Below are 21,796 nucleotides of genomic sequence, written 5' to 3' on the forward strand. Positions count from 1 at the left end.
GACGCGTCAGCTGGACTCCTGTGACACGCACAGGAATAAGGGAAGGTCTGTTCCTCCCCCCGGTTTTTCCTCTTATATTCGCCGCCCATCTGCCCCGAACAGATGCGTCTTCGCCAGATCAAACGCAAAGGGAATGGTCTCGCCGATGCGGATATGGCGCTGGCCGTCCAGCAGCAGGGTGGCGGGCTGGCCATCTGGGGTGCTGGTATAAACCACCGTCGAGCCGCCGAGATGTTCAACGAGCTGGATGGACGCATCGCCAAGCGAGGCCGATTGCGCCTGTGGGTTTACGTGTTCGGGACGAATGCCGAAAGTGAGTGGCTCGCCTTCCTCAGCCGCGACCGGCTTTTCGAGCAGAATGCGCTGGCCGGCGACCTCAATGGTACGGTTGGAGCTGTCGCCTGAAGCCACTTTCGCGGAAAGGAAGTTCATCTTTGGCGAACCGATGAAACCCGCCACAAACTGGTTGGCCGGATTGTTGTAGAGATCAAGCGGGCGGCCGACCTGCATGATGCGGCCGTCACGCAGGACCACGATCTTGTCGGCCATCGTCATGGCCTCCACCTGGTCATGCGTCACATAGATCATGGTGCTGCCGAGCGTCTGGTGCAGCTTGGCAATTTCGACACGCATCTGCACGCGCAGTTCCGCATCGAGGTTGGACAGGGGTTCATCGAACAAAAAGATTTTCGGCTCGCGGACGATAGCCCGACCGATGGCGACACGCTGGCGCTGGCCACCAGAAAGCGCCTTCGGCTTGCGCTGTAACAACGGGCCGATCTGCAGGATATCGGCAGCTTTCTGCACCCGCGCCTCGACTTCCGGTTTCTTGTAACCCGCCGTCTCCAGCCCGAAAGCGAGGTTCTTGTAAACGCTCATATGCGGATAAAGCGCATAGGACTGGAACACCATGGCGATACCGCGCTTGGAAGCGGCTGTTTCGTTGACCCTTTCGCCATCGATGCGAAGATCACCCTCGGAGATTTCCTCCAGACCGGCGATCATGCGCAGAAGCGTGGATTTGCCACAGCCCGAGGGGCCAACGAAAACGGTGAACTCGCCCGGCTCGATCTTGAGATCGATGCCGTGGACGACCGGAAAGGCGCCGAACCGCTTGACGATTTTTTCCAGAGTAATGCTGCTTGCCATGCTGTTTCTCCCGACCGTCGCGCTGCAGACAAGGCAGCCGCGACGGTGTTGATGTTCTGCAATTCGTTTTCGGTCCCGTTTCGTCCGTTCAGCGTTTCATTCCGGTGGTAGCGATGCCTTCAATCAGCAGCCGCTGGAAGAACAGGAAGAACAGGAAGACCGGTACCAGCGACAGGTTGGACATGGCGAAAAGCGACGTCCAATCCGAGCTGCCGGTGGAATCCACGAAGGATCTGAGGCCGAGCTGCACGGTGTAGGTGTTGATGTCGTTCAGATAGATCAACGGACCGAAGAAATCGTCCCAGGTCCAGATAAAGGAAAAGATCGCGGCCGTTGCCAGAACCGGCAGAGAGAGGGGCAGCATGATCTTCCAGTAGATGCGGAAGGGCGAGCAACCGTCCATCACCGCTGCCTCATCAAGCTCACGCGGAATACCCCGGAAGAACTGCACCATCAGGAAGATGAAGAAGGCGTCGGTTGCCAAATATTTCGGCACGATCAGCGGAAGCGACGTATTCACCCAACCCATTTCCAGAAACAGGATATATTGCGGGATGAGCACAACGTGATAGGGCAGCATCAAGGTGCCGAGCATCAGCGCGAACCAGAAATTGCGCCCACCGAACCGCAGGCGGGCGAAAGCGAAGGCGGCAAGTGAGCAGCCAACGACGTTGCCGATGGTGGCGAGCACCGAGATGAAGAACGAGTTCCAGAAGAATTGCCCGAAACTGACCTGAAGCCCGGTCCAGCCGCGAATATAGCCGCCGAAATCAACCGACGAAGGAATGAGCGAGGAGGAACCGAACAGCTCGTCCTGCGGGCGGAACGAACCCGAAATCATCCACAGGATCGGATAAAGCATCGCAAAGGAGGCAAGGATCAGCGCCGCATGCAGCAAAACCGACATTAGCGGTGAGCGTTGCGGGCCTTGTCCCGGCCGGGGAGCGGTAACAGCGTCAGTCATCGTAATGCACCCAGTATTTCGCGCTGAGGAACGAGAAGGCCGTGAACAGCGCGATGATGATCACAAGAATCCAGGCAAGCGCCGAGGCATATCCCATGCGGAAGAAACCGAAGGCTTCCTGATAGAGATAGAGCGTGTAGAACAGCGTCGAGTTGATCGGCCCGCCCGTGCCTTCGGAAATGATGAAGGCGGGCGTGAAGGCCTTGAAGGCATCGATCGTCTGGATCACGGCGTTGAAGAAGATCACCGGCGTCAACAGCGGCAGCGTAATACGGAAGAACTGCCGCATCTTGCTCGCGCCGTCGATATCGGCGGCCTCGTACATATCCTGCGGGATTTGCCGGAGCCCTGCGAGGAAGATGATCATTGGCGAGCCGAACTGCCAGACGGACAGGATCACCAGCGTGTAGAGCGAGTAGTCCGGATTGGAAATCCAGCTCGGCCCCTCATAACCGAAAACCTGCCACAGGACCATGTTGACGAGGCCATCTGACGCGAAAAGCTGCCGCCAGAGAACAGCGATCGCCACGCTGGAACCGAGCAGCGACGGCAGATAGAAGATCGCCCGGTAAAGCGTGAGCCCCTTTATGCCGCGATTGAAGGCGAGCGCCACCAGCAGCGCAAAGATCAGCTTCAACGGCACCGAAAGCAGCACATAGGTAAAGGTGACCTGCATGGCGGCGGCGAATTTAGGGTCGGCAGTGGCGATGCGCACATAATTGGCCGCCCCCACCCAGTCCGGGGATTGAAGCAGGTCATAATTGGTGAAGGACAGATAAAGCGACACCAGCGCAGGCCCGAGGGTGAGACCGAAGAAACCGATCAGCCACGGCAGGAGAAACAGGTACGCGTGAACGTTGCGGTCCAAAAGCCGCTTCACGCCTGCCCGCTTCGGGAGAGCCGCGCCACGGCTCTCCTCCACGAGAGTTTCAGATCGAAAGGCCATCTGCCATCACTTCCGTTTAATGACGGTTTCGGATTCCTTGACGAGCCGGTCACCACCCTCAGCCGCCGAAATCTTGCCAAAGCCGATCTCTTCCGCTGTACGTTTCAGGACGAAGGCGAATTCGCCTGCACCCGGAGGGGGTGCCGGCGGCAGATCGCCAACGCCGGGGGTAATCTCGGCAATATATTCCACCATGCTCTTGCTGACGGCATCGAGCTTGGCGGTCAGCGCGTTACGCATCGATTCCGACGCCGGAACGCCGCGCTCCACACCCAGAACATCGACGCCCTGTGGTTCGGCAACGAGAAAGTTGATGAAACCGACCGCCTGCTCGATGCCGGCACTGCCATTGGCGACGCTGATGAGCATGGATGGTTTCAGGTAGTGACCGGAAGGACCATCCTTCTTGCTTTTCGGATAGGAGGTAATCGCCAGCTTTGCTTTGTTGAGTGCCTGATAACCGACAAACTGGTTGGAATGGGCAAATGCCGTTGCCGCCTTGCCCGTCGTCAGCGCGTTGGTTTCAATATTCAACTGGTCGAGCGCCTGAATATCGGCCGGCACGCATGCACCGCTCTTGCGCAAATCCGCCCACATGGTGAACCATTTGGTCGCGTCGGTCGGATCAAAACCGATACCGCCATCCTGTGTGTAGAGTGATTTGCCGTTCTGACGCAGCCAGTTCTCGAAGCTCGGCTCGACGCCGCTGGCATCGGCCGTGGCGTAATAGCCGGGCTTGGGCTTGTTCTTGCTGAGCTTGGCGGCGTTTTCGGCAAACTCTTCCCAGGTCTGCCCGATCGCTGGCGGGGTCGCGCCGGATTTTTCCCAGGCCGCCTTGTCGAAGAAGACAGCGCTGGAATTCACGCCAAGATTAACCCCGTAAAGCTTGCCGTCGACCCGACCGGAGTCGATGTTCATCTTGCCGAAATCTTCTATCTTCAGGCCCTTGCCAATATAGTCATCAAGGGGAGCAAGGGCGCCGCGCCGGCCATATTCGAAGATGTAGCGATAATCCATCTGGATCAGATCAGGCGCGTTGCGGCCTGCCACCTGCGTGGCAAGGCGCGGCCAGTAGTCGCTCCAGCCGGCAAATTCCCCGGCAATATCGAGATCCGGCTTGATTTGCTTATATGCGGCGATCGCCTTGTTGGTGCGATCCGCACGCTCCTGCGATCCCCACCACAACATACGCAGCCGCGCGGCCTGAGCCTGCGCCGAGCCACCTCCCAATGTTGCGAGTGAAAGGGCCGCAAGCCCTGCTGAAAGCACACTTCTCCTGTGAAGCATCACGGGCATTGGCAACTCCTCCCTAATTGACTGCCAAATTAATGATGGGGGTAAACGACTATTGCCGTTTTATAACTAATTGGTTACATGGGAACACCGATCGCCAACATTGTCAAGCGGGTGCTAAGATGGACGAAACGACGAAAAACCAGCTGCCCGATCCGGCCGTCGAGGAAACGCCTGCCCCCAAGCGCAAACGCGGGGCGGCACAGGTGCGAAACCCGGAGAGAACACGCGCCGCCATTCTTGAAGCCGCCCGCCGCGAGGTGGCCGCAAAGGGCCTGGCGGGCGCGAGAATCGATGTCGTGGCGCGGCGTGCCGGCACCAACAAGCGGATGATCTACCATTATTTTGGCGACAAGGACGCGCTTTATCTCGCCGTTCTGGAGGACGCCTATCGCCACATCCGCCACACCGAACGGCGGCTGGACCTGACCCGCAAGGCGCCTTCGGAAGGCTTGCGGGAACTTGCGCTTTTCACCTGGCATTATTTTCTGGATCACCCGGAATTTCTGAGCATTCTCGCAACAGAAAACCTCAATAAAGCCCGATATCTCAGGCAATCCGCTACGATTGCGGCGATGCATTCGAACTTCATTTCCGAGCTTGAGGACGTGCTGCGGCGCGGCCGCGATACTGGCGAATTCCGTGACGGTCTCGATCCGATCGACGTCTATCTGACGATCGCCTCGCTCGGCGCCTTTTATCTTTCGAACCGATTCACGCTGTCGACGATCTTCCAGCGCGACCTGACCGACCCCGCCGAACTTGAACGCTGGGGCCAGCATATCGTCGATACCCTGCTTGCTGCGGTGCGGCCGGTCTGAGCCGTAAAAACCGAATTTCCCTTTAACAACAGCGACGACGCGCAATTCGCATCCGCGAAGCGCGTCTTTTCCTTTTGCGGCGCGGCACAAACCCGTGATTTCTGCCGCCGCAAGTGCATGTGAATTTCCTGCCAAAAACACCTTGACAGATCGCATCCTTCACGACCACAAATAACCAAATGGTTACAAATTGCCATGTTTGACGGAAGCGGCTTTCGGGAAAAGGCCGCCTTGGGAGGAAATTCATGAAACGTATCGGCGTCATCATGCACGGCATCACCGGCCGCATGGGTTACAACCAGCACCTCGTGCGCTCCGTTCTCGCCATTCGCGATCAGGGCGGCGTGGTTTTGAAGAGCGGCGAAAAGGTCATGCTCGACCCCATTCTGGTCGGCCGAAACGGTGCGAAAATCGAGGAAATCGCTAAAAAGCACAATGTCGCGCGCTGGACGACCGACATCGACGCCGCCCTTGCGAACCCGGATGACACGCTTTTCTTCGACGCCGGCACGACGCAGATGCGTGGCAGCCTGCTCGAAAAAGCCATCAAGGCGGGCAAGAACGTCTATTGCGAAAAGCCGATTTCCGACAGCGTGGCAGAGGCGCTGGCAATTGCCAGACTGGCCGAAAGCGCCGGTATCAAACACGGCGTGGTGCAGGACAAGCTGTTCCTGCCCGGCCTTCGCAAGCTGGCGATGCTGCGTGACAGCGGCTTTTTCGGCAAGATCCTCTCGGTGCGCGGCGAGTTCGGCTATTGGGTTTTCGAAGGCGATTGGCAGCCGGCGCAGCGTCCTTCGTGGAATTACCGCCTGAAGGACGGCGGCGGTATCATCCTCGATATGCTGTGCCACTGGCGTTATGTGCTCGATAATCTATTCGGACCGGTGAAATCCGTAAGTTGCCTCGGCGCCACCCATATCCCCGAGCGTTTCGATGAACAGGGCCACGCCTATGCGGCGGATGCCGACGATGCCGCCTACGCCACCTTCGAGTTGGAAGGCGGCGCCATCGCCCATATCAACTCTTCCTGGGCGGTGCGTGTGCGCCGCGACGATCTCGTCACGTTTCAGGTTGATGGCACGCATGGTTCGGCCGTAGCGGGTCTCACCAAATGCTGGACCCAGCACCGCACCAATACGCCGAAACCGGTGTGGAACCCTGACCAGCCCCAGACCATCGACTTCTACAAGACCTGGCAGGAAGTGCCTGACAACGTCACTTATGACAACGGTTTCAAGGCGCAGTGGGAAATGTTCGTGCGTCACCTCGTCGACAACGACCCATGGCCCTATGGGCTGATGGAGGGCGTGAAGGGCGTGCAATTGGCCGAACTGGGGCTGAGATCATGGAAGGAACGCCGCTGGCTCGACGTTCCCGCACTTTCCTGAGGAGGCGACAGTGAGCGAACTCAAGCTTCCAAAGGACGACCGCAGCATCGAGGTCTACAGGCTATCAGGCGCGCCGGTCGCCATCGAGAAACGAAGTGCGGCGGATTTCAATCGAGTCGCCTTCGCTGCCGCCCATGTGGTGGCCGATCCCCTCGCCGACAACGATCCATGGTTGACGCCCGCCATCGACTGGGACGCTACCCTGCGCTTCCGTCACCGCCTTTGGGACCTCGGCCTGGGTGTTGCGGAGGCCATGGATACGGCCCAGCGCGGCATGGGACTGGCGTGGCCGCAGGCGCAGGAACTGATCTCCCGTTCGCTGAAGGAAGCGGCCACCCGCAAGGATGCGCTGATCGCCTGCGGCGTCGGCACGGATCATCTTGACGGCGGCGGATATGACCTGAAGCAGATTATCGACTCCTACCTGGAACAGCTTGATTTTGTTCAGGGAGAAGGCGGTCGCGTGATCCTGATGGCAAGCCGGGCGCTCACCGCTGCCGCCCGCTCCCCGGACGATTATCTCGAGGCCTATGCCAGGGTTCTTTCCCGTGCCGAGAACAAGGTGGTTATCCACTGGCTGGGAGAAATGTTCGATCCTGCGCTTGAGGGCTACTGGGGTGCCCGCGACCATATGGCGGCGATGGACACCTGCCTTGCCATGATCGAGGAGAATGCAGACAAGATCGACGGCATCAAGATTTCGCTTCTATCCAAGGAAAAGGAAATCGTCATGCGCCGCCGCCTGCCCGCTGGTGTTCGCATGTATACCGGCGACGACTTCAATTATGCCGAACTGATCGCCGGTGACGAAAAAGGTCATTCGGACGCGTTGCTCGGCATTTTCGATGCCATTGCTCCGGCGGCATCCAAGGCGCTCGCCAGCCTGAAGCGCGGTGCGGATAATGAATTCTTCGACATTCTGGAGCCAACGGTGGCTCTTTCGCGCCATATCTTCAAGGCGCCGACCCGCTTTTACAAAACCGGCGTGGTGTTTCTCGCCTATCTCAACGGCTTGCAGGACCATTTCACCATGGTTGGCGGGCAGGAAAGCGCCCGCTCCACGCGGCATTTCGCCGAGCTTTTCCGGCTGGCGGACAAGGCCAATGTGCTTGCCGAACCGGATGTGGCGACGCATCGCATGAAGCAGTTTCTGGCTGTCAGAGGCATTGGTTAAGCGCGAGAGCGAAGGTGGCTGGAGGCCTTCGCAAAAGGGAGGAGTACCGTTATGGGCGTTGAGGGCCTTTCAATAAATTTTGCTACCGTGCGGCAGGGACGTTCCTTCGGGGCAATCGTGGATGCATGCCTTGCGCATGGCATCACCACCATCTCTCCTTGGCGCGAGCAGGTTCACGCTGCAGGCCTTGCTGAAGCAGCACGCATTGTCGAGCAGAACGGCCTTCGTCTCAGCGGCCATTGCCGGGGCGGCTTTTTCCCCGCCCCCGATGCAGAAGGCCGCAGCCGCGCCATTGAGGACAATAAACGCGCCGTGGACGAAGCCGCCGCCATGAAGGCAGATTGCCTAGTGCTTGTCGTGGGCGGCCTGCCCGCCGGTTCTCGAGACTTGAAAGGTGCACGGCAGATGGTGGAGGACGGCATGGCCGAACTTCTTCCCTATGCGAGGGCAGCCGGCGTGCCGCTCGCCATTGAACCGTTGCACCCCTTTTATGCCGCCGACCGCGCCTGCTTCAACACTTTGAAACAGTCGCTCGACCTCTGCGACCGGCTAGGTGCCGGAACCGGTGTGGCCATCGACGTCTATCACGTCTGGTGGGACCCGGAGCTGGAGGAACAGGTGGCGCGCGCCGGGCGAAACGGGCAGATACTGGCACACCATATCTGCGACTGGCTGGTGCCGACCACCGATCCGCTCAACGATCGCGGCATGATGGGCGATGGCGTGATTGACCTGAAGGCATTTCGCGCCATGATCGAGGCCGCCGGCTTTTCCGGTCCGCAGGAAGTCGAGATTTTTTCGCATCGTTGGCAGGCACGCCCGGTGGACGAGGTTCTGTCCACCGTCGTCGAGCGTTTTAAAACCGTTTGTTGATTGGGTTCGGGAGTAAGGAAATGCCTGAAAGGGTGAAACGCAAACGTTATGCACTGGTCGGCACCGGCAATCGTGGCACCACCATGTGGGGGCGCGAACTTCTGGCCGGGTGGAGCGACTATGTCGAACTGGTCGGCATTTGCGACCTGAACCTGATGCGCGCAGAACGGGCCCGCGCCATGATGGGGTCGGCGGCTCCGCTTTATGACGACTTCGACCGGATGATGGCCGAGCAACGCCCGGAACTGGTAATCGTCTGCACGCCCGACGATACTCATGACGACATCATTATCCGCGCGCTCGAGGGCGGTGCCGATGTCATCAGCGAAAAACCCATGACCACCACCCCGGAAAAGATTGACCGCATCCGCGCGGCGGAGGCCAAAAGCGGCCGCCGTGTCGACGTTTCCTTCAATTATCGCTTTTCACCGACGGCGGCGCGCATCAAGGAGCTGATCGACGACGGCGCGATCGGCACCGTTACCTCGGTAGATTTCCACTGGTATCTCGATAACCAGCACGGTGCGGATTATTTCCGCCGGTGGCACGCTTTCACCGAACATTCAGGCAGCCTGTTCGTCCACAAGGCGACGCACCACTTCGATCTTCTGAACTGGTATCTCGATTCCGACCCGGTGGAAGTGAAGGGCTTTGGGCAATTGCTGCATTATGGTAAGAACGGACCGTTCCGGGGAACGCGCTGTCGTACCTGTCCGCACAAGGGCGAATGCGACTATTTCATGGATCTCGGGGCCGACCCGTTCCTGGACGCGCTTTACGAGGACCCGTCGACTTTGGATGGCTATATGCGTGACGCCTGCGTCTTTCGCGAGGAGATCGACATTCCTGACACGATGAGTGCCTCGATTCGCTATGCGAACGGCGTGCAGGTCTCCTATTCGCTCAATACCTATATGCCGATCGAGGGACACCACATCGCGTTTAACGGCCATAAAGGACGCATCGAGATGCGCCAATATGAAAAGCAGCCGTGGACTGAGCCCCCCGCCGACGAAATCCTGCTGGTGAAAAGTTTCGGTGGCGGTGTCGAGCGTATCTGGGTGCCGCATGAGCCGGGCGGCCATTATGGCGGCGACAATCGCATGCGCGACATGATCTTCAAGCCCGGTTCGAACGACCGGCTGCGGCAGCGGGCGGGTTCGCGCGCCGGCGCCATATCCGTGCTCTGCGGCGTAGCCGCATTGAAAAGCGCCCGCGAGGGTGGTGCAGCGGCGGTGAAATCCCTGCCCATCTAGATATTTTCGGCCTGCGGTGCTTTCAACGTCGGTCCGCAGGCCGCAATTGCCAAAAAAGAACAGATAACATTCTGCAGATTACGCGCTTCCTCCATACCGGTAAAACGACGATCGGGGGAAGAAAGAGTTAATCATGTCCAGTTTCGAATCCTTCATTCCGCTCATCATCATCGGCACCAGCCTGATCCTTTTTTTCAAATGGGTGGGGCGTGATATGAACAGGGAAGAGAAAAAACCGAAATCGCGCCGCTGACGCAGGAAGAGACATCGGAACCGACAAGTGCAATCGCCAGATGGCGCATTTTTCCGCATCGGCCCATTGCAAAATCAAAAATTGAGGCTATATTCGGCAAATCGACAATTGCTTGTGACGTCGCTCCTGGGACTCTACGTTCCCGTCGGATTTCCTCTCAAATAATCGATCTAATTCCGCAAGGTATCGCGGAAACCAACAACGATTACTACGAAAGGAAATCGTTATGAACACTGGTACTGTAAAGTGGTTCAACGCCACCAAGGGCTTCGGCTTCATTCAGCCTGACAACGGCGGCACGGACGTTTTCGTTCACATTTCGGCTGTTGAGCGCGCAGGTCTGCGTTCGCTGAACGACGGCCAGAAGATCACCTACGACATCGTGCAGGACCGCAAGTCCGGCAAGAGCTCCGCTGACAACCTTCGCGCAGCTTGATTTGTCATCGGCCCCGCTGGCTACGCATGTACCAGCAGTGGCGCTGAGTGATTGTGAGAGGTCGGGTTAAATCCCGGCCTTTTGTTTTTTTGGCCATGGGGAGGCTCTCATGCGCAAAAATCCTTATCGTTCCGGCGATGCTATCTTTCTGAAGGCGGGCGTACTTGGGGCCAACCAGCCCAAAGGTCCAGGCCGGGTCGTAACGGCTCTGCCAGAGACACAACAAGGTGCGGTTCGCTACAGGGTGCGTTTCCAGCACGAGAACTTCGAACGTAATATAGCGCTCGATGAAATCGATGTGGCTGCGTCTTCATCGCGGCCCGTGGAAATCGAAGGCTCGTCTTCGCGCGTTGCGGGATCGAGCTGGATCAATTCGAATACGATCAGAATCAAAAAATAGCAGCGATGGCTGCGTTAAGGAGATAAGTTGCAGGTACTCGTCAGGGATAACAATGTAGAGCAAGCCCTCCGCGTCTTGAAAAAGAGGATGCAGCGCGAGGGTATCTTCCGTGAGATGCGCGCACGGGAATCTTACGAAAAGCCGTCGGAAAAGCGTATCCGCGAAGAAGCCGAAGCTGTGCGCCGCCACCGCAAGATGGCGAAGAAAAAATTGCAGCGCGAGGGATTGCTTCCTGCTCCCAAAAAGGTTGCCCGCGCTCGATAACTGTCAATTCGCTCCGCAAAGGAGAATGCCATGACCGCGACTAAAGAGGCTGTTTTCAAACCCGGAAAGCTGTCCTCGCAGGACAAGGCATCCATAACGGACAAGGCGGCGAAACAGATCATAACCGCCGAATCCGACCAGCGCGCCAAGAAGACGGAACGGCTTCGCCAACTTCGCGAAGCTCAGGAGGCGGCAATCGCCGCCCCTCCACCCACCCGCACCAAAAAGTCATCCGGCAAGAAATAACCCGGTTGCACTTTTTGACGTCGCCTTTCCGAAAAACTTCTTGAACCTGACACGCAACAGGCGCACGCTTCGCCTGTCAGCAATCCGCTGAAGAGTGCTGGTGTTTGAGGGCAGAGTGTCCTCGCCCCCAAACGAAAGGAGGACGAGATGTCTTCCGAGTTTTATTCATCAAGCCTTTCACGGAACCTCGTCCGCACCGGCGGTTTGGGTTACCGGGAAAACGCATCGCTTCGCCTGCTTCTCAGTGCCGCCGAAGAAACAGCCATGCGCCTAGATCAGGATCGCGGCGCATCCTCCGGCTTTGCGGCGTTTCCTGATTTTGGCCTCCAGCCCGACATGGTGCGGAGAACCTTCTACGCAGGGCGTATCCGCCTCTCCAAACCGACCCTTCCCTTCGGGAAACTTCCGCTTAACGGACTGCCTTTCCCCTGACGATGAAACCGCCCCGCAGCCTGCCTGCGGCGCGCGATCATGCCCCGGACCACACAATATCCAATATCAGTTCAATACCAGGAGGACACCATGGCCAAGGGTCAAGTACGCAGCAACAAAGAAGTCCGCAAACCGAAGAAGGACAAGACGAAGGCTCCGGCTGCGGCACCAGCTGCCGGCACGCAGGTCAAGTTCGCAAACTCCACAACTGCGGATGGCAAGAAGAAGTAGGATTGTTCCGGACATCCCGCTCATAACAGCGCGACGTCCCGGCACGAATTGCCAAACCGCGACCCGATACGCAAAGGGTCGCGACAAATAAAACATGTAATGGAAATGCGGACTTGTTTTGGCCACATTGCTCTTCTATAAGGTTCATACAGCAACTGCTGGTGAGCGCAAGATATGTCGTTCGCAGTTGTTTCCGTCGCTTTAGACTTTTGACCACGGATGTACTGGCACTGGTGTTAATGGCGATATGAGGAAGGTCGGTGCAATATTGCCCCGGCCTTTTTTGTTGTCTGCCCTGGTGAGATAAAGAATGTCGCCGCACCGGTCACATACTCGTCAAGGGCTGTGGAATTAACTTGCCTATTGCGCGCAAAGAGCGCACCCTTCCCCATCGGTACTTAAAGGGCGTTACCGCCGTCAGGCATCCTTGCCGTCTCAAGCCCCATTTGCACATGCCTCCCTTCTACAGCGCCCCGTGCGGAATTTCCCAGGGCGCGTTGAGGCACATGCCCCCCGAAAACCGGCAACGGTCATCGACCGCACCGGCGTATCGTTTCAAAGCGTTGGAGCGTCCCGTGCAGCCTTTTAAGGGCGCGCGCGAGGCTTCGGCTTTCTGAACCAGTAAGAAAAGAGGCCATCATGTCTTCTGCGCCCCGTAACTGCCTGATCTCCTCTCAAGATCTCGAAATGCTCCAATTGGTCCTCGAGAGCATCGGTTTTAATCACCTCTCCGACGATGATGACAAAAAGCTCCATAACAGAGCCGCCCGCAAGGTCATTGAATTATATCAGGATGGTTTGACCGATCCGGCAGACCTCACCGACGAAATGCGCTTCCTGTTCGGCGTGCAGAAACACGACCGCATCAAGCCGTGGAAGCCGCTCCCCCGATATGCAATCCAGGGCCTGCCACTGCTTTACCACCGCCATTGAGGGGAGAGAGCAGATGCGCGAATATATCATGGTCAGCACCGGCCTGTGGCTGGGGCTATTTCTGACCTGGTACCTCGTCACCATGTACGATACGGCAGATAGCGTCTTTACGGCGAACACCGTTCCGTCACTACCGCTGCTGCTGACATCGGCCGAATGCGAGACCCAGTTCGGCATTCTTTTTTCGATGACCGAAAAGCTTTTGAAGGCAGGCGGGCCGATAGTTCCCGACGACTTGCGAAAGAACATAGAGCATTGCATTTCTTCCGATGAGGCAAGCCGCCTGAAACTCAAAGACAATCAACTTATCCGGCTTTTCCCCTGAAGCGCCTCCCGAAGCGGACGGTGTTCGCCAAAATCACTGGTAACAATAATGACTTGGCAAATGAGATATATCAGGAGAAACTGACTTAGTCGGACATCAGTCCGAGAGTTTGCGTCTGCGTGGAGGGTGAGTATGACGTATGACTGGAGCGGCCGCAGAATGCGCCGCATGCGTGCCGCGAAACTGACGATCATCAGTCTCGTCGCGGCCTTTGTTATCACGGCTCCAATCTTCGCGCATTACTGAAGCCTGCAGCGACAAGACGCGATCACACCGGTTGCCCCACCCCTGCCCGCTTTCTCAGGCGACCTTTGAGCCATGTCTGCACTGGCTGATCAAAATGGACCGTCAGGTACCATGACAGACACGTCGTCCCTATCAGGAAAGCGACACCGACCGGCAAAGCGATGTTTTCCCTATCAACGGCAGGCATCAGAAAATCCGTCCAGGCCAGCAGCGGAATATGCAGCACATAGACGGCGTAGGAAGCTGTGCCGAGAAACGTCGACAAGATTCCCACCCTGCGACCCGGCACTATCCTGCTGGCTACGAACAATACCGTCGGCCAGACGAGCAGAACCACCGCGAGATCAAAGAAGGGCCGAAGCTCACGCGAAATTGGCACGGCGAGGATGACGCAGACCAGCATAAGACAGAGGGCCGCCTGGATGGGCTTCAGCTCGGTTATGCGATTGCGGAAGCGGTAAACCAGCACGCCTGCGAAAAACGAGAAAAACACCCTTCCCATGCCGGCATACATTTCGTGCCATCGAAACCCCGCATGCAACTTCCCAAACTCAGCAGCCGCCACGACAAGGACGCAGGCGCTGACAGCCAGCACCACGATTGTCTGTTTCGTAGTCGCCCGCACACCCCACCGGCCATAAACCGCATTCACCACCAGCTCGTTGAAAAGCGACCATGCCGGGCTCACCAGAAACAATGCGCCGTTCAATGTGAGCGTGAAGGGTGCCGGAACAAAAAGAAGCCCGGTCAACAACGCGATCGCGAGTTCGCCCGGATTGATGTGGCGATGAAGATCATCGATCGGCGTCGGCAGGCCCAACAGGTAGAGGCAGATGAAATAGGACGCCATCAACGCCAGCCCCAGCCCATACAGTGGATAAAGTCGCGCGAGGCGCGCCTTCATGAAGAAGCCTGGCGTAATCGCCCCTTCGCGCAGTTTCATGCTGTAGGCATGCGCCAGCACAAAACCGCTCAAGGCGAAGAACAAATCGACGGCGAGATAGCTCGAAGCGTCGTCTCTCCCGAAAAACTGTTCGGCATGGCGATGCACGATGAAGAGCGCAGCTACGCCCCTTATGCCATCGAGCAATATGAAGCGTTCCGGGGAAGACTGGACCATGGGCGTTGATGCTCGACAGGACTGGATTATAATTACTTCACGAAAACGAGGTTTACAGCGCAGCGGTTCATCGCATCCAGTCAAAAACTGTTCAACGTCAAACATACCCCGAATTCTTATGGGCACTTCCCCATGAGCCACGCTCTTTCGCAGCCGTCAAAGGCATGCTACGTCCGAATGCCATCGATGCTTTGACCTTCTGACTCTGTGTACCACGCCTCGCAAAAACCGGTTTCGATTTTAGCAAGTGTCCTGGGCGCAAATTCAAACGGGTTGTTCGGCGGCAAACAACTTTCGCGGAGTCCCACCATGTCCACCATCGCCGACCGTATTAAAAAAATCATCGTTGACCAGCTTGGCGCAGATCCCGGCACGGTTGTCGATGACGCCAATTTTGTCGACGATCTCGGTGCCGATTCCCTCGAAGTGGTTCAGGTTGTCATGGAAATCGAGGAAGAATTCGGAGTGGAAATCCCCGATTCGGCCGCAAGCACAATCCTGACCGTTGGCGACGCCATCCGCTTCATCGAAAAAAACAAGGCTTGACCGGCAGCGGCGGGATATCAACCCGCCGACAGGGCCGCAACAGGATCGAGGTTCGATGCGTTGCGGGCCGGCAGATAGCCGAAAACGACGCCTATCAGTGTCGAGCAGACGAAGGCAGCAATGATCGACACCGTGGAATAGACCATGGCGAAATTGCTGCTGAAGGCGGAGAAAAGCGCCCCGAAGCCGAAGCTGCCCAAAATTCCCAGCGTTCCGCCGATGATGCAGACGAGCACTGCCTCGATCAGGAACTGGCGCAGTATGTCACTGCGCCGTGCGCCGACTGCCATGCGCACGCCGATTTCCGATACACGTTCGGAAACGGAAACGAGCATGATGTTCATCACCCCGATGCCGCCGACCAGAAGCGAAATCACCGCGATCGCCGCAACCAGCAGCGTCATGGTCTGCGTTGTACTGGTGATGGTCTGGCGAATATCGTCAGTGTTGAGAATGTAGAAATCCCGCGTTCCATGCCGCTGGGTGAGAAGAACCGTCACCGCCTGTTCGGCAATTGCGGCGTCAATATCGTCACTCACCTGCACCGTGATGCTGCGCAGCGACAGGCTGCCGAGAAAGCGTGACTGGACGGCAGTATAGGGCAGATAAAGTGAAAGGTTCTGGCTTGAACCGAAACCGCCCTGCTGCGCCTGCGTGATGCCGACGATGCGGGCCGGCACCTTGCCGATGAGGATGACCTGACCGATGGGGCTGCCGTCGAAATCCGCAAACAACGATTTGCGGGTGTTCTCATCAATCACCACCTCCTGGGCTTTCTGCGCGACGCTTGCGGCATCGAAAAAGCGCCCTTGTGACAGCTTCGTGCCCTTGGCGACGAAATACCGCTCGCTGACACCATTCACAAGCGCATTCGCCTCCTTCGCGCCAAAACGCACCGTACTGGAGGTCGAGACCGTGGGCGTCACAGCCGCGACATAGGATTGTTTGGCAAGTGCCTCGGCGTCGGAGACGACCAGCGTGGTGATCTTGCCAGATCTTATGTCGCCAAAATCCTTGCCCGCGAAGATTTCCAGCGTGTTGGTGCCGAGGCTTGAGATATTCTGCAGCACGCGCTGCTGTGACCCCTGCCCCAGCGCCACGACGCTGATGACCGAGGCGATGCCGATGATGATACCGAGCATGGTGAGAAAGCTGCGCAGCTTGTGCGCCTGCATCGACAGGAGCGCCATGCGCAATGCCTCCCGCAGCGAGGATACGAGACCAGCGAGACTGGAGGCCCCGCCGGAAACCATAGAGGGTTTGGCGTCATCCTTCCGAACCGGCGCGGCATCCGCCCTGCGGTCGGAAATGATGGCGCCGTCGCTGATTTCGATGATCCGTTCGGCACGTCGTGCAATTGACATATCGTGCGTGACGATAACGACAGTGCGCCCTTCGGCATGCAGCTCGTCGAGGATGCGCAACACCTCGTCGCCGCTCGCGCTGTCGAGCGCACCGGTCGGCTCGTCGGCAAGAATGATTTCGGCATCGTTCATAAGGGCGCGCGCGATGGAAACGCGTTGCTGCTGGCCGCCGGAAAGCTGGCCCGGACGATGATCGAGGCGGTCCGCCATGCCAAGGCGACCGAGCAACCTGGCGGCATCGCTCCTGCGATCGCTTTGTGACTTTCCGGCGTAGATCGCCGGAATTTCGACATTGCCGAGCGCTGTCAGTTCGACAAGCAGATGGTAACGCTGGAAAATAAAACCGAGGTTTTCTCGCCGCAATTCCGAAAGCTGGTCTGCATCGAGATTGCCCGTCTCCCGGCCCCTGATGCTGTAGCTCCCTGAGGTCGGCCGGTCGAGGCAACCGAGAATATTCATCAGCGTCGACTTGCCCGATCCGGAAGCGCCGACGATCGCCACCATCTCGCCGGCCTCGATGATGAGGTCGATATTCTTGAGTACGGTAATCGTACCTTCACCGGACGGATAATCCCGCCGCACGGATTTAAGGCAAATCAGAGGATCAGCCATTGTTCAAAAACCCATCGGCGGGCCACCAGGCCCCGGCACGGCGTTTTTGGTGGTGTCGATGGAAAGTTCGCCGGTCACCACGCGCTCGTTCTCGGCAAGGCCGGACCGCACTTCCGCCGTTACCTTGTCGTTCAGACCGATCTGGACCCTGCGTTCGGAAATTCTGCCATCGGTGTCTACCACACGCACGGCATAGTCATCGTTGGCGCCTTTGCTACCAAGGGCCGCCGCCGGAACGGTTAGCACGTCCTTGGCTTCACCAAGGACGATATGGACCTCCGCCGTCATATAGGTGCGCAACTTGCCGTCCGGGTTCGGCACTTCGAACACGCCATTATAATAGATCGCCTCCGACGACGAGGTGCTGGAAGAGGACGATGTGGTCGAGGAAGACGTCGAGGAGCTGAAGCTGGAGTCGCTGCGCACTGATTCAGGCGCCGGTTCAATGGACGTAAGCGTCGCGTCGTAACGCTGTTGCGGCTCACCCAGCACCGTGAAGTAAACTGGCAAACTGGCTTTTACGCGCGTCACATCTGCTTCGGAGATTTCCGTGCGCACCGTCATCCGGTCGAGCTGGCCTAGGATCACGATAGTCGGCGCGGACTGCGTGGCGTTGACGGTCTGCCCTTCCTGACTGACGATAGACAGAACAGTGCCTTCGATGGGCGCGGTGATCCTCGTATAGCCGAGATTGGCCTTTGCCGTTTCGACAGCGACCTGTGCCTCCTCGATCTGGGCGTCGATCGCTTCGATCTGCGCCTGGGTGACTGCGAGCGCTGCAGTGGCGCTTTCGAAATCCGCACGGGAGGCGACATTTTTCGACACCATTTCCTGTTGGCGGACAAGGCTCTGGCGGTTGAGAACAAGTGTCGCCTGCTTTTCCACCCGCTGCGCCTTCACGTTGGCAAGCGCTGCCAGCGCCGTGCGCAGGCTGTTATTCTGGGTAACGGAATCGATCTCGGCAATGAGATCGCCCGCCTTGACCGTATCTCCAAGTGCGACCTTGACGGCGGTGATGCGACCGGAGGCCTGCGCGCCGACGGCCACCAGACGAACGGGTTTGAGCGTTCCAGTCGCCAGAACAGTCTGCTCGATATCACCGCGCTTCACAGACGAGGTGATATAACCGGGCGTTGCGGCCCGCGTATATTGTGACGAAAACCAGTAGCCACCCAGGGCGAGCGCGACAACCGTCAGCGCCACACCTGCTTTGCAAACCATTTTCATCGTCCTGTCCTGTCCGGCCGGTCTACTCAAAAGAAGAAACCGACCTCATGTCGTGTTTCACAAGGATGAAGCCGTTGTCTGCTTCGATCCATTCATAGGCGGCAACAGACTTTCTGGCGGATGCCTTGCGGCAGGTGTCGTGACGACGTTTGCCGTGTGCATTTTCGCGCCGTTCCTTGGCACAGACGGGTTGGCGCCACTGTTCTTCCTGCCGGGATTTCGCCGCTGGATCTCGCACCGGCCTGTCACCGGCCGCAGCGACCGACCAGACGAAGCTCAAACCAAAAACCGTCGCCAGCATCAGGTAGAAATATCTCATCATCATCTTCTCGCTTGAAAATCACGCGGGGGATCGCAGGCGAGCGATCCCCCGGCTTCAGCCGTTTCCGGCTGATTTCCTCCTTTGCTGGGGGGCTATTAAAGGAGGAAACTTTGAAGAGTGGCGTCAGCCCCGCTCTGCCTGAGGCAGCGGCGGCATCATGTCGCCATGCGGAGGCTCGATACGACCGTCTCGTCCACGGCCATAATGCGGGACGGGAGGCGGAGGCGGCATCAATGCGCGTTCGAGTTGAGCAAGCTTCTGCACCTGCTGCGGCGAAAGTTTCGGTTTCAGCGTAGCCGCTGCGTCCTGAAGTGCTTTAGCCTGTTCTGCCTTTTTCATTGTGATGCCGGCCAGTTCCTCACCGGCAAGACGCGGCTCTAGCCCCGTCGCACCCGGTCCCTTCGGCGGCAATGGCTTGAGTTCCGAAGTGGGCAAAACAAGATCGATCAGCGCAGTGGCATAGGCGCGCCACGGACCAAGCTGTTCAGGTGTGACGCCGAGATAGATTTCCGCTGCCGAAAGTTTCGTCGCCAACCCCAATATATCCGGCCCCATCATATCCGGGCGTAGCATCTCAGGCCCGGCCATCTTGCGGCCATGCGGCAGCCTTTGCTCCGGACCACTATTCGAACCGAAGTCAGGACTGGCCAGCGGCGGCACGGCCTGTTCCGATGCCTGCGGCACTGGTTCACCCTGCTCCGCAGCCCGGGAGGTGGCCGAAGCGCCAAGAGCAGTTGTCACGACGACGGCGGTGGCGATTAGAGCGTTTCTCATCTTACCTTCCTTTTCGTTTTCCAACCTGAGAAGACGATAGGAGCTAAGCGTTTCCGGCTTTGGTCCGAATGTTGCGGGTCTTGTTCCACGCGCGGCCTATTTGTAACCGAATGTTGCCAGAGCGGCCGCAGCAAGCTTTCGTTGCAAAAATCCGCCGTTTCTTTGCGCCGCTTATGTATAGTGGCATCAAAAGGTTGGACGATATGGCGACAGTTTCGGTGACACATATTTTGATCGTGGATGACGATCCGGAGATACGCACATTGCTAGCGAAATATCTCGGCTCGCAGGGGTTTCGCGTTTCGATGGCAGCCGACAGGCGTGAGTTCGAAGAACAGTTCGCCTGCTCCGATCCGGATCTCATCGTGCTCGACGTGATGCTGCCGGATGGTTCCGGCCTCGATATCTGCCGTGATCTGCAAGGCCGCCGGCCGCGCACGCCCGTCATTCTCCTGACAGCGCTCAAGGAGGATGTCGACCGGATCGTCGGGCTGGAAATCGGCGCCGACGACTATCTTGGCAAACCTTTCAATCCGCGAGAACTAACGGCGCGGATCAAGGCCGTGCTGCGCCGCGCATTACCTCAGGAAGTACCTCGCGGCTCATCCACCGCTTATGGTTTTGCGGACTTCACCGCCGATCCGGAACAGCGCTCCGTCATCCACGCCGGCGGTGAGAGGATCGAGCTGACGGGGGCGGAGTTCGATCTGCTGAAAGTCTTCCTCGACAGGCCCGGCCGGCTTCTTTCCCGCGATCAGCTGCTCGATCTCACGCAGGGCAAGGACCGGGGACCGTTCGACCGCTCCGTCGACGTGTTGATGAGCCGGTTGCGCAAGAAGCTCGAAACCGATGCCCGGGCTCCGATCTTCAAGACCGTTCGCAATGGCGGTTACCAGATGACGGTTCAGGTCAGAACCCTGCCGGTGCATCGATGAGCTCGCTCAGAAACCGTATCGCCGCACTATTGATCGTCTCCATCATCGCGGTCATCGCGCTTGCAACTGTGGTGGCCGATCAGACATTGCAGCCGCCGCCGCCAGATGCCACCATCGAGCCCGTTGCCCGCAGCCTTGCCTTTGCCGTGACCATGGCCGAACGCGATCCCTCGCTGCAACAACCCGGCTATTTCCGCATCGAACAGAAGCCGCCTGAAGGTGATCTCGACGGAATGCTTTCGGAGTTTCTAGAAAAGGCCCTTGCACAGGTTGGCGAGCCGCGCACTGCAATTGTGATCCGCGCGCCGGGAAGTAATGCCCCGGTGGCGGCTATAGCGCTGGAAAAAAGCGGGTGGCTGGTCGCGGAAATTCCGCATATGGGCCCTCCCCCGGGCGGCTGGAAGATTTTCGGCATGTGGATCGGGCTGATCATTCTTGGCAGTGCTGCTGTTTCCATTTTTGCCGCCAGAAAAATCACCCGCCCCCTCGACATGCTGGAAAACGCCGCTGCAAGCATCGGACCCGATGGTTCGCTACCCCATTTGTCGGAAACAGGTCCGGGTGAAATCCGCGCCACGGCGCGAGCCTTGAACGAACTCGCCCGCCGCCTGAAGGCGGCAATGGAAAGCCGAATGCGTCTCGTCGCAGCCGCTGGCCATGACTTGAGAACCCCAATGACCCGCATGCGCCTGCGGGCAGAATTCATCGAAAACGACGAAGAGCGGGGCAAATGGCTGGCGGACCTCGAGGAACTGAACGCCATCGCGGATAGCGCCATTCTGCTTGTGCGCGAGGAAGTGAGCCAGGATACCGTCAAGATGATCGATATCGGCAGGCTTCTCGGCGAAATCGTCAGCGAACTTTCTGATCTCGGTTACGCTGATGCCCTCGACTTTATGAAACCGGAAGCCGCCATGATCATCAAGGCCGCTCCACTTGCGCTTAAAAGAGCCTTGCGCAACCTCATCCTCAATGCCGTCACCCATGGCAAAACGGCACGGATCGATCTAACCGAGGACGAAAGCGAGGTCGTCGTTACAATCCGCGATGAAGGCCCTGGCATTCCGCAGGAACTGATCGGCCGGGTTTTCGAGCCCTTCTTTCGGGTCGATCTCGGGCGGCGAAAGTCGATCCCTGGGGTGGGGTTGGGTCTAGCCATCGCCAGAGAAATCATCGAGCGCTTCGGTGGCAAGATCACAATCGCGAACCACAAAAAACAGGGCCTGATCCAGACGGTGATCTTGGCAAAAGTGGCATGATCTCATG

Annotated in this window: 25 protein-coding genes; 16 read left to right on the forward strand and 9 right to left on the reverse strand. The window is 58.2% G+C overall.

Translation table 11 applies throughout. From position 1 onward, the window contains the following. Positions 1-72: 72 nt before the first annotated feature. The 4 genes from GH784_RS06315 to GH784_RS06330 all read right to left on the reverse strand — a co-directional run bounded on the left by GH784_RS06315 (position 73) and on the right by GH784_RS06330 (position 4,355). Positions 73-1,149, reverse strand: coding sequence for an ABC transporter ATP-binding protein (locus tag GH784_RS06315; protein ID WP_003517850.1), 1,077 nt, complete (start codon positions 1,147-1,149; stop codon positions 73-75). 88 nt (positions 1,150-1,237) lie between these two features. Beyond that, positions 1,238-2,113, reverse strand: coding sequence for a carbohydrate ABC transporter permease (locus tag GH784_RS06320; protein WP_013761392.1), 876 nt, complete (start codon positions 2,111-2,113; stop codon positions 1,238-1,240). After that, positions 2,106-3,059, reverse strand: coding sequence for a carbohydrate ABC transporter permease (locus GH784_RS06325; protein ID WP_003517854.1), 954 nt, complete (start codon positions 3,057-3,059; stop codon positions 2,106-2,108). The genes GH784_RS06320 and GH784_RS06325 overlap by 8 nt, the downstream gene beginning before the upstream one ends. 6 nt (positions 3,060-3,065) lie before the next feature. Beyond that, positions 3,066-4,355: an ABC transporter substrate-binding protein gene (locus GH784_RS06330; RefSeq protein ID WP_065705308.1), complete on the reverse strand. Its 1,290-nt coding sequence runs from the start codon at positions 4,353-4,355 to the stop codon at positions 3,066-3,068. A 119-nt stretch (positions 4,356-4,474) separates the two neighbouring features. Here GH784_RS06330 and GH784_RS06335 point away from each other — a divergent pair, with 119 nt between their 5' ends. From GH784_RS06335 to GH784_RS06395, 13 genes are all read left to right on the forward strand, one after another. Next, positions 4,475-5,173, forward strand: coding sequence for a TetR/AcrR family transcriptional regulator (locus GH784_RS06335; protein ID WP_003517856.1), 699 nt, complete (start codon positions 4,475-4,477; stop codon positions 5,171-5,173). A 245-nt stretch (positions 5,174-5,418) separates the two neighbouring features. Then, on the forward strand, positions 5,419-6,561 hold the full coding sequence (locus tag GH784_RS06340; RefSeq protein WP_003517858.1) for a Gfo/Idh/MocA family protein: 1,143 nt from the start codon (positions 5,419-5,421) through the stop codon (positions 6,559-6,561). 10 nt (positions 6,562-6,571) lie between these two features. Continuing rightward, on the forward strand, positions 6,572-7,735 hold the full coding sequence (locus GH784_RS06345; RefSeq protein WP_035199323.1) for a dihydrodipicolinate synthase family protein: 1,164 nt from the start codon (positions 6,572-6,574) through the stop codon (positions 7,733-7,735). A gap of 51 nt (positions 7,736-7,786) precedes the next feature. Continuing rightward, positions 7,787-8,608 carry a sugar phosphate isomerase/epimerase family protein gene (locus GH784_RS06350; RefSeq protein WP_013761396.1) on the forward strand — a complete coding sequence of 274 codons (822 nt, stop codon included), beginning with the start codon at positions 7,787-7,789 and terminating at the stop codon, positions 8,606-8,608. 20 nt (positions 8,609-8,628) lie between these two features. After that, positions 8,629-9,864, forward strand: a complete 1,236-nt coding sequence (locus tag GH784_RS06355) for a Gfo/Idh/MocA family protein (RefSeq protein ID WP_035199324.1) — start codon at positions 8,629-8,631, stop codon at positions 9,862-9,864. A 479-nt stretch (positions 9,865-10,343) separates the two neighbouring features. Then, positions 10,344-10,553 carry a cold-shock protein gene (locus tag GH784_RS06365; RefSeq protein WP_003517872.1) on the forward strand — a complete coding sequence of 70 codons (210 nt, stop codon included), beginning with the start codon at positions 10,344-10,346 and terminating at the stop codon, positions 10,551-10,553. A gap of 109 nt (positions 10,554-10,662) precedes the next feature. After that, complete coding sequence (locus GH784_RS06370; RefSeq protein ID WP_003517874.1) at positions 10,663-10,953, forward strand: hypothetical protein; 291 nt, start codon at positions 10,663-10,665, stop codon at positions 10,951-10,953. 27 nt (positions 10,954-10,980) lie between these two features. Continuing rightward, positions 10,981-11,217: a 30S ribosomal protein S21 gene (rpsU, locus tag GH784_RS06375; RefSeq protein WP_003517876.1), complete on the forward strand. Its 237-nt coding sequence runs from the start codon at positions 10,981-10,983 to the stop codon at positions 11,215-11,217. Positions 11,218-11,247: 30 nt separating this feature from the next. Beyond that, the gene (locus GH784_RS06380; RefSeq protein WP_003517878.1) at positions 11,248-11,463 is read left to right on the forward strand and encodes a hypothetical protein; all 216 of its coding nucleotides are present in this window, start codon (positions 11,248-11,250) and stop codon (positions 11,461-11,463) included. Positions 11,464-11,610: 147 nt separating this feature from the next. Further along, positions 11,611-11,895, forward strand: coding sequence for a hypothetical protein (locus GH784_RS06385; RefSeq protein WP_025595953.1), 285 nt, complete (start codon positions 11,611-11,613; stop codon positions 11,893-11,895). Between the two features lie 90 nt (positions 11,896-11,985). After that, on the forward strand, positions 11,986-12,126 hold the full coding sequence (locus GH784_RS27105) for a hypothetical protein (RefSeq protein WP_003517881.1): 141 nt from the start codon (positions 11,986-11,988) through the stop codon (positions 12,124-12,126). Between the two features lie 639 nt (positions 12,127-12,765). Next, positions 12,766-13,059 (forward strand): hypothetical protein, encoded by a 294-nt coding sequence (locus tag GH784_RS06390; RefSeq protein WP_013761399.1) that lies wholly within the window; start codon positions 12,766-12,768, stop codon positions 13,057-13,059. 13 nt (positions 13,060-13,072) lie between these two features. Next, complete coding sequence (locus GH784_RS06395; protein ID WP_003517885.1) at positions 13,073-13,384, forward strand: hypothetical protein; 312 nt, start codon at positions 13,073-13,075, stop codon at positions 13,382-13,384. Positions 13,385-13,652: 268 nt separating this feature from the next. Here the strand turns inward: GH784_RS06395 and GH784_RS06400 are convergent, their stop codons facing one another. Beyond that, complete coding sequence (locus GH784_RS06400; protein ID WP_019566461.1) at positions 13,653-14,750, reverse strand: acyltransferase family protein; 1,098 nt, start codon at positions 14,748-14,750, stop codon at positions 13,653-13,655. Between the two features lie 309 nt (positions 14,751-15,059). On the opposite strand from GH784_RS06400, the gene GH784_RS06405 reads away from it, so the two are divergent. Then, on the forward strand, positions 15,060-15,296 hold the full coding sequence (locus GH784_RS06405; protein ID WP_003517889.1) for an acyl carrier protein: 237 nt from the start codon (positions 15,060-15,062) through the stop codon (positions 15,294-15,296). Between the two features lie 17 nt (positions 15,297-15,313). Here the strand turns inward: GH784_RS06405 and GH784_RS06410 are convergent, their stop codons facing one another. From GH784_RS06410 to GH784_RS06425, 4 genes are all read right to left on the reverse strand, one after another. After that, positions 15,314-17,272 (reverse strand): MacB family efflux pump subunit, encoded by a 1,959-nt coding sequence (locus tag GH784_RS06410; RefSeq protein WP_035199326.1) that lies wholly within the window; start codon positions 17,270-17,272, stop codon positions 15,314-15,316. A 3-nt stretch (positions 17,273-17,275) separates the two neighbouring features. Next, entirely contained in the window at positions 17,276-18,499 is a 1,224-nt protein-coding gene (locus GH784_RS06415) for an efflux RND transporter periplasmic adaptor subunit (protein ID WP_035199327.1), read from the reverse strand. 22 nt (positions 18,500-18,521) lie between these two features. Continuing rightward, positions 18,522-18,818 (reverse strand): hypothetical protein, encoded by a 297-nt coding sequence (locus GH784_RS06420; RefSeq protein ID WP_111828468.1) that lies wholly within the window; start codon positions 18,816-18,818, stop codon positions 18,522-18,524. A gap of 126 nt (positions 18,819-18,944) precedes the next feature. Continuing rightward, positions 18,945-19,595 carry a hypothetical protein gene (locus GH784_RS06425; RefSeq protein ID WP_035200549.1) on the reverse strand — a complete coding sequence of 217 codons (651 nt, stop codon included), beginning with the start codon at positions 19,593-19,595 and terminating at the stop codon, positions 18,945-18,947. A gap of 173 nt (positions 19,596-19,768) precedes the next feature. Here GH784_RS06425 and GH784_RS06430 point away from each other — a divergent pair, with 173 nt between their 5' ends. Next, positions 19,769-20,530, forward strand: a complete 762-nt coding sequence (locus GH784_RS06430; protein WP_065705509.1) for a response regulator — start codon at positions 19,769-19,771, stop codon at positions 20,528-20,530. Next, the gene (locus tag GH784_RS06435) at positions 20,527-21,789 is read left to right on the forward strand and encodes an ATP-binding protein (RefSeq protein WP_035199328.1); all 1,263 of its coding nucleotides are present in this window, start codon (positions 20,527-20,529) and stop codon (positions 21,787-21,789) included. Before GH784_RS06430 ends, GH784_RS06435 begins: the two co-directional genes overlap by 4 nt. The last annotated feature ends 7 nt before the right edge of the window (positions 21,790-21,796 follow it).

This window comes from Agrobacterium tumefaciens, from assembly GCF_009649785.1.
In the GTDB taxonomy this organism is placed as follows: Bacteria; Pseudomonadota; Alphaproteobacteria; order Rhizobiales; family Rhizobiaceae; genus Agrobacterium; species Agrobacterium tumefaciens.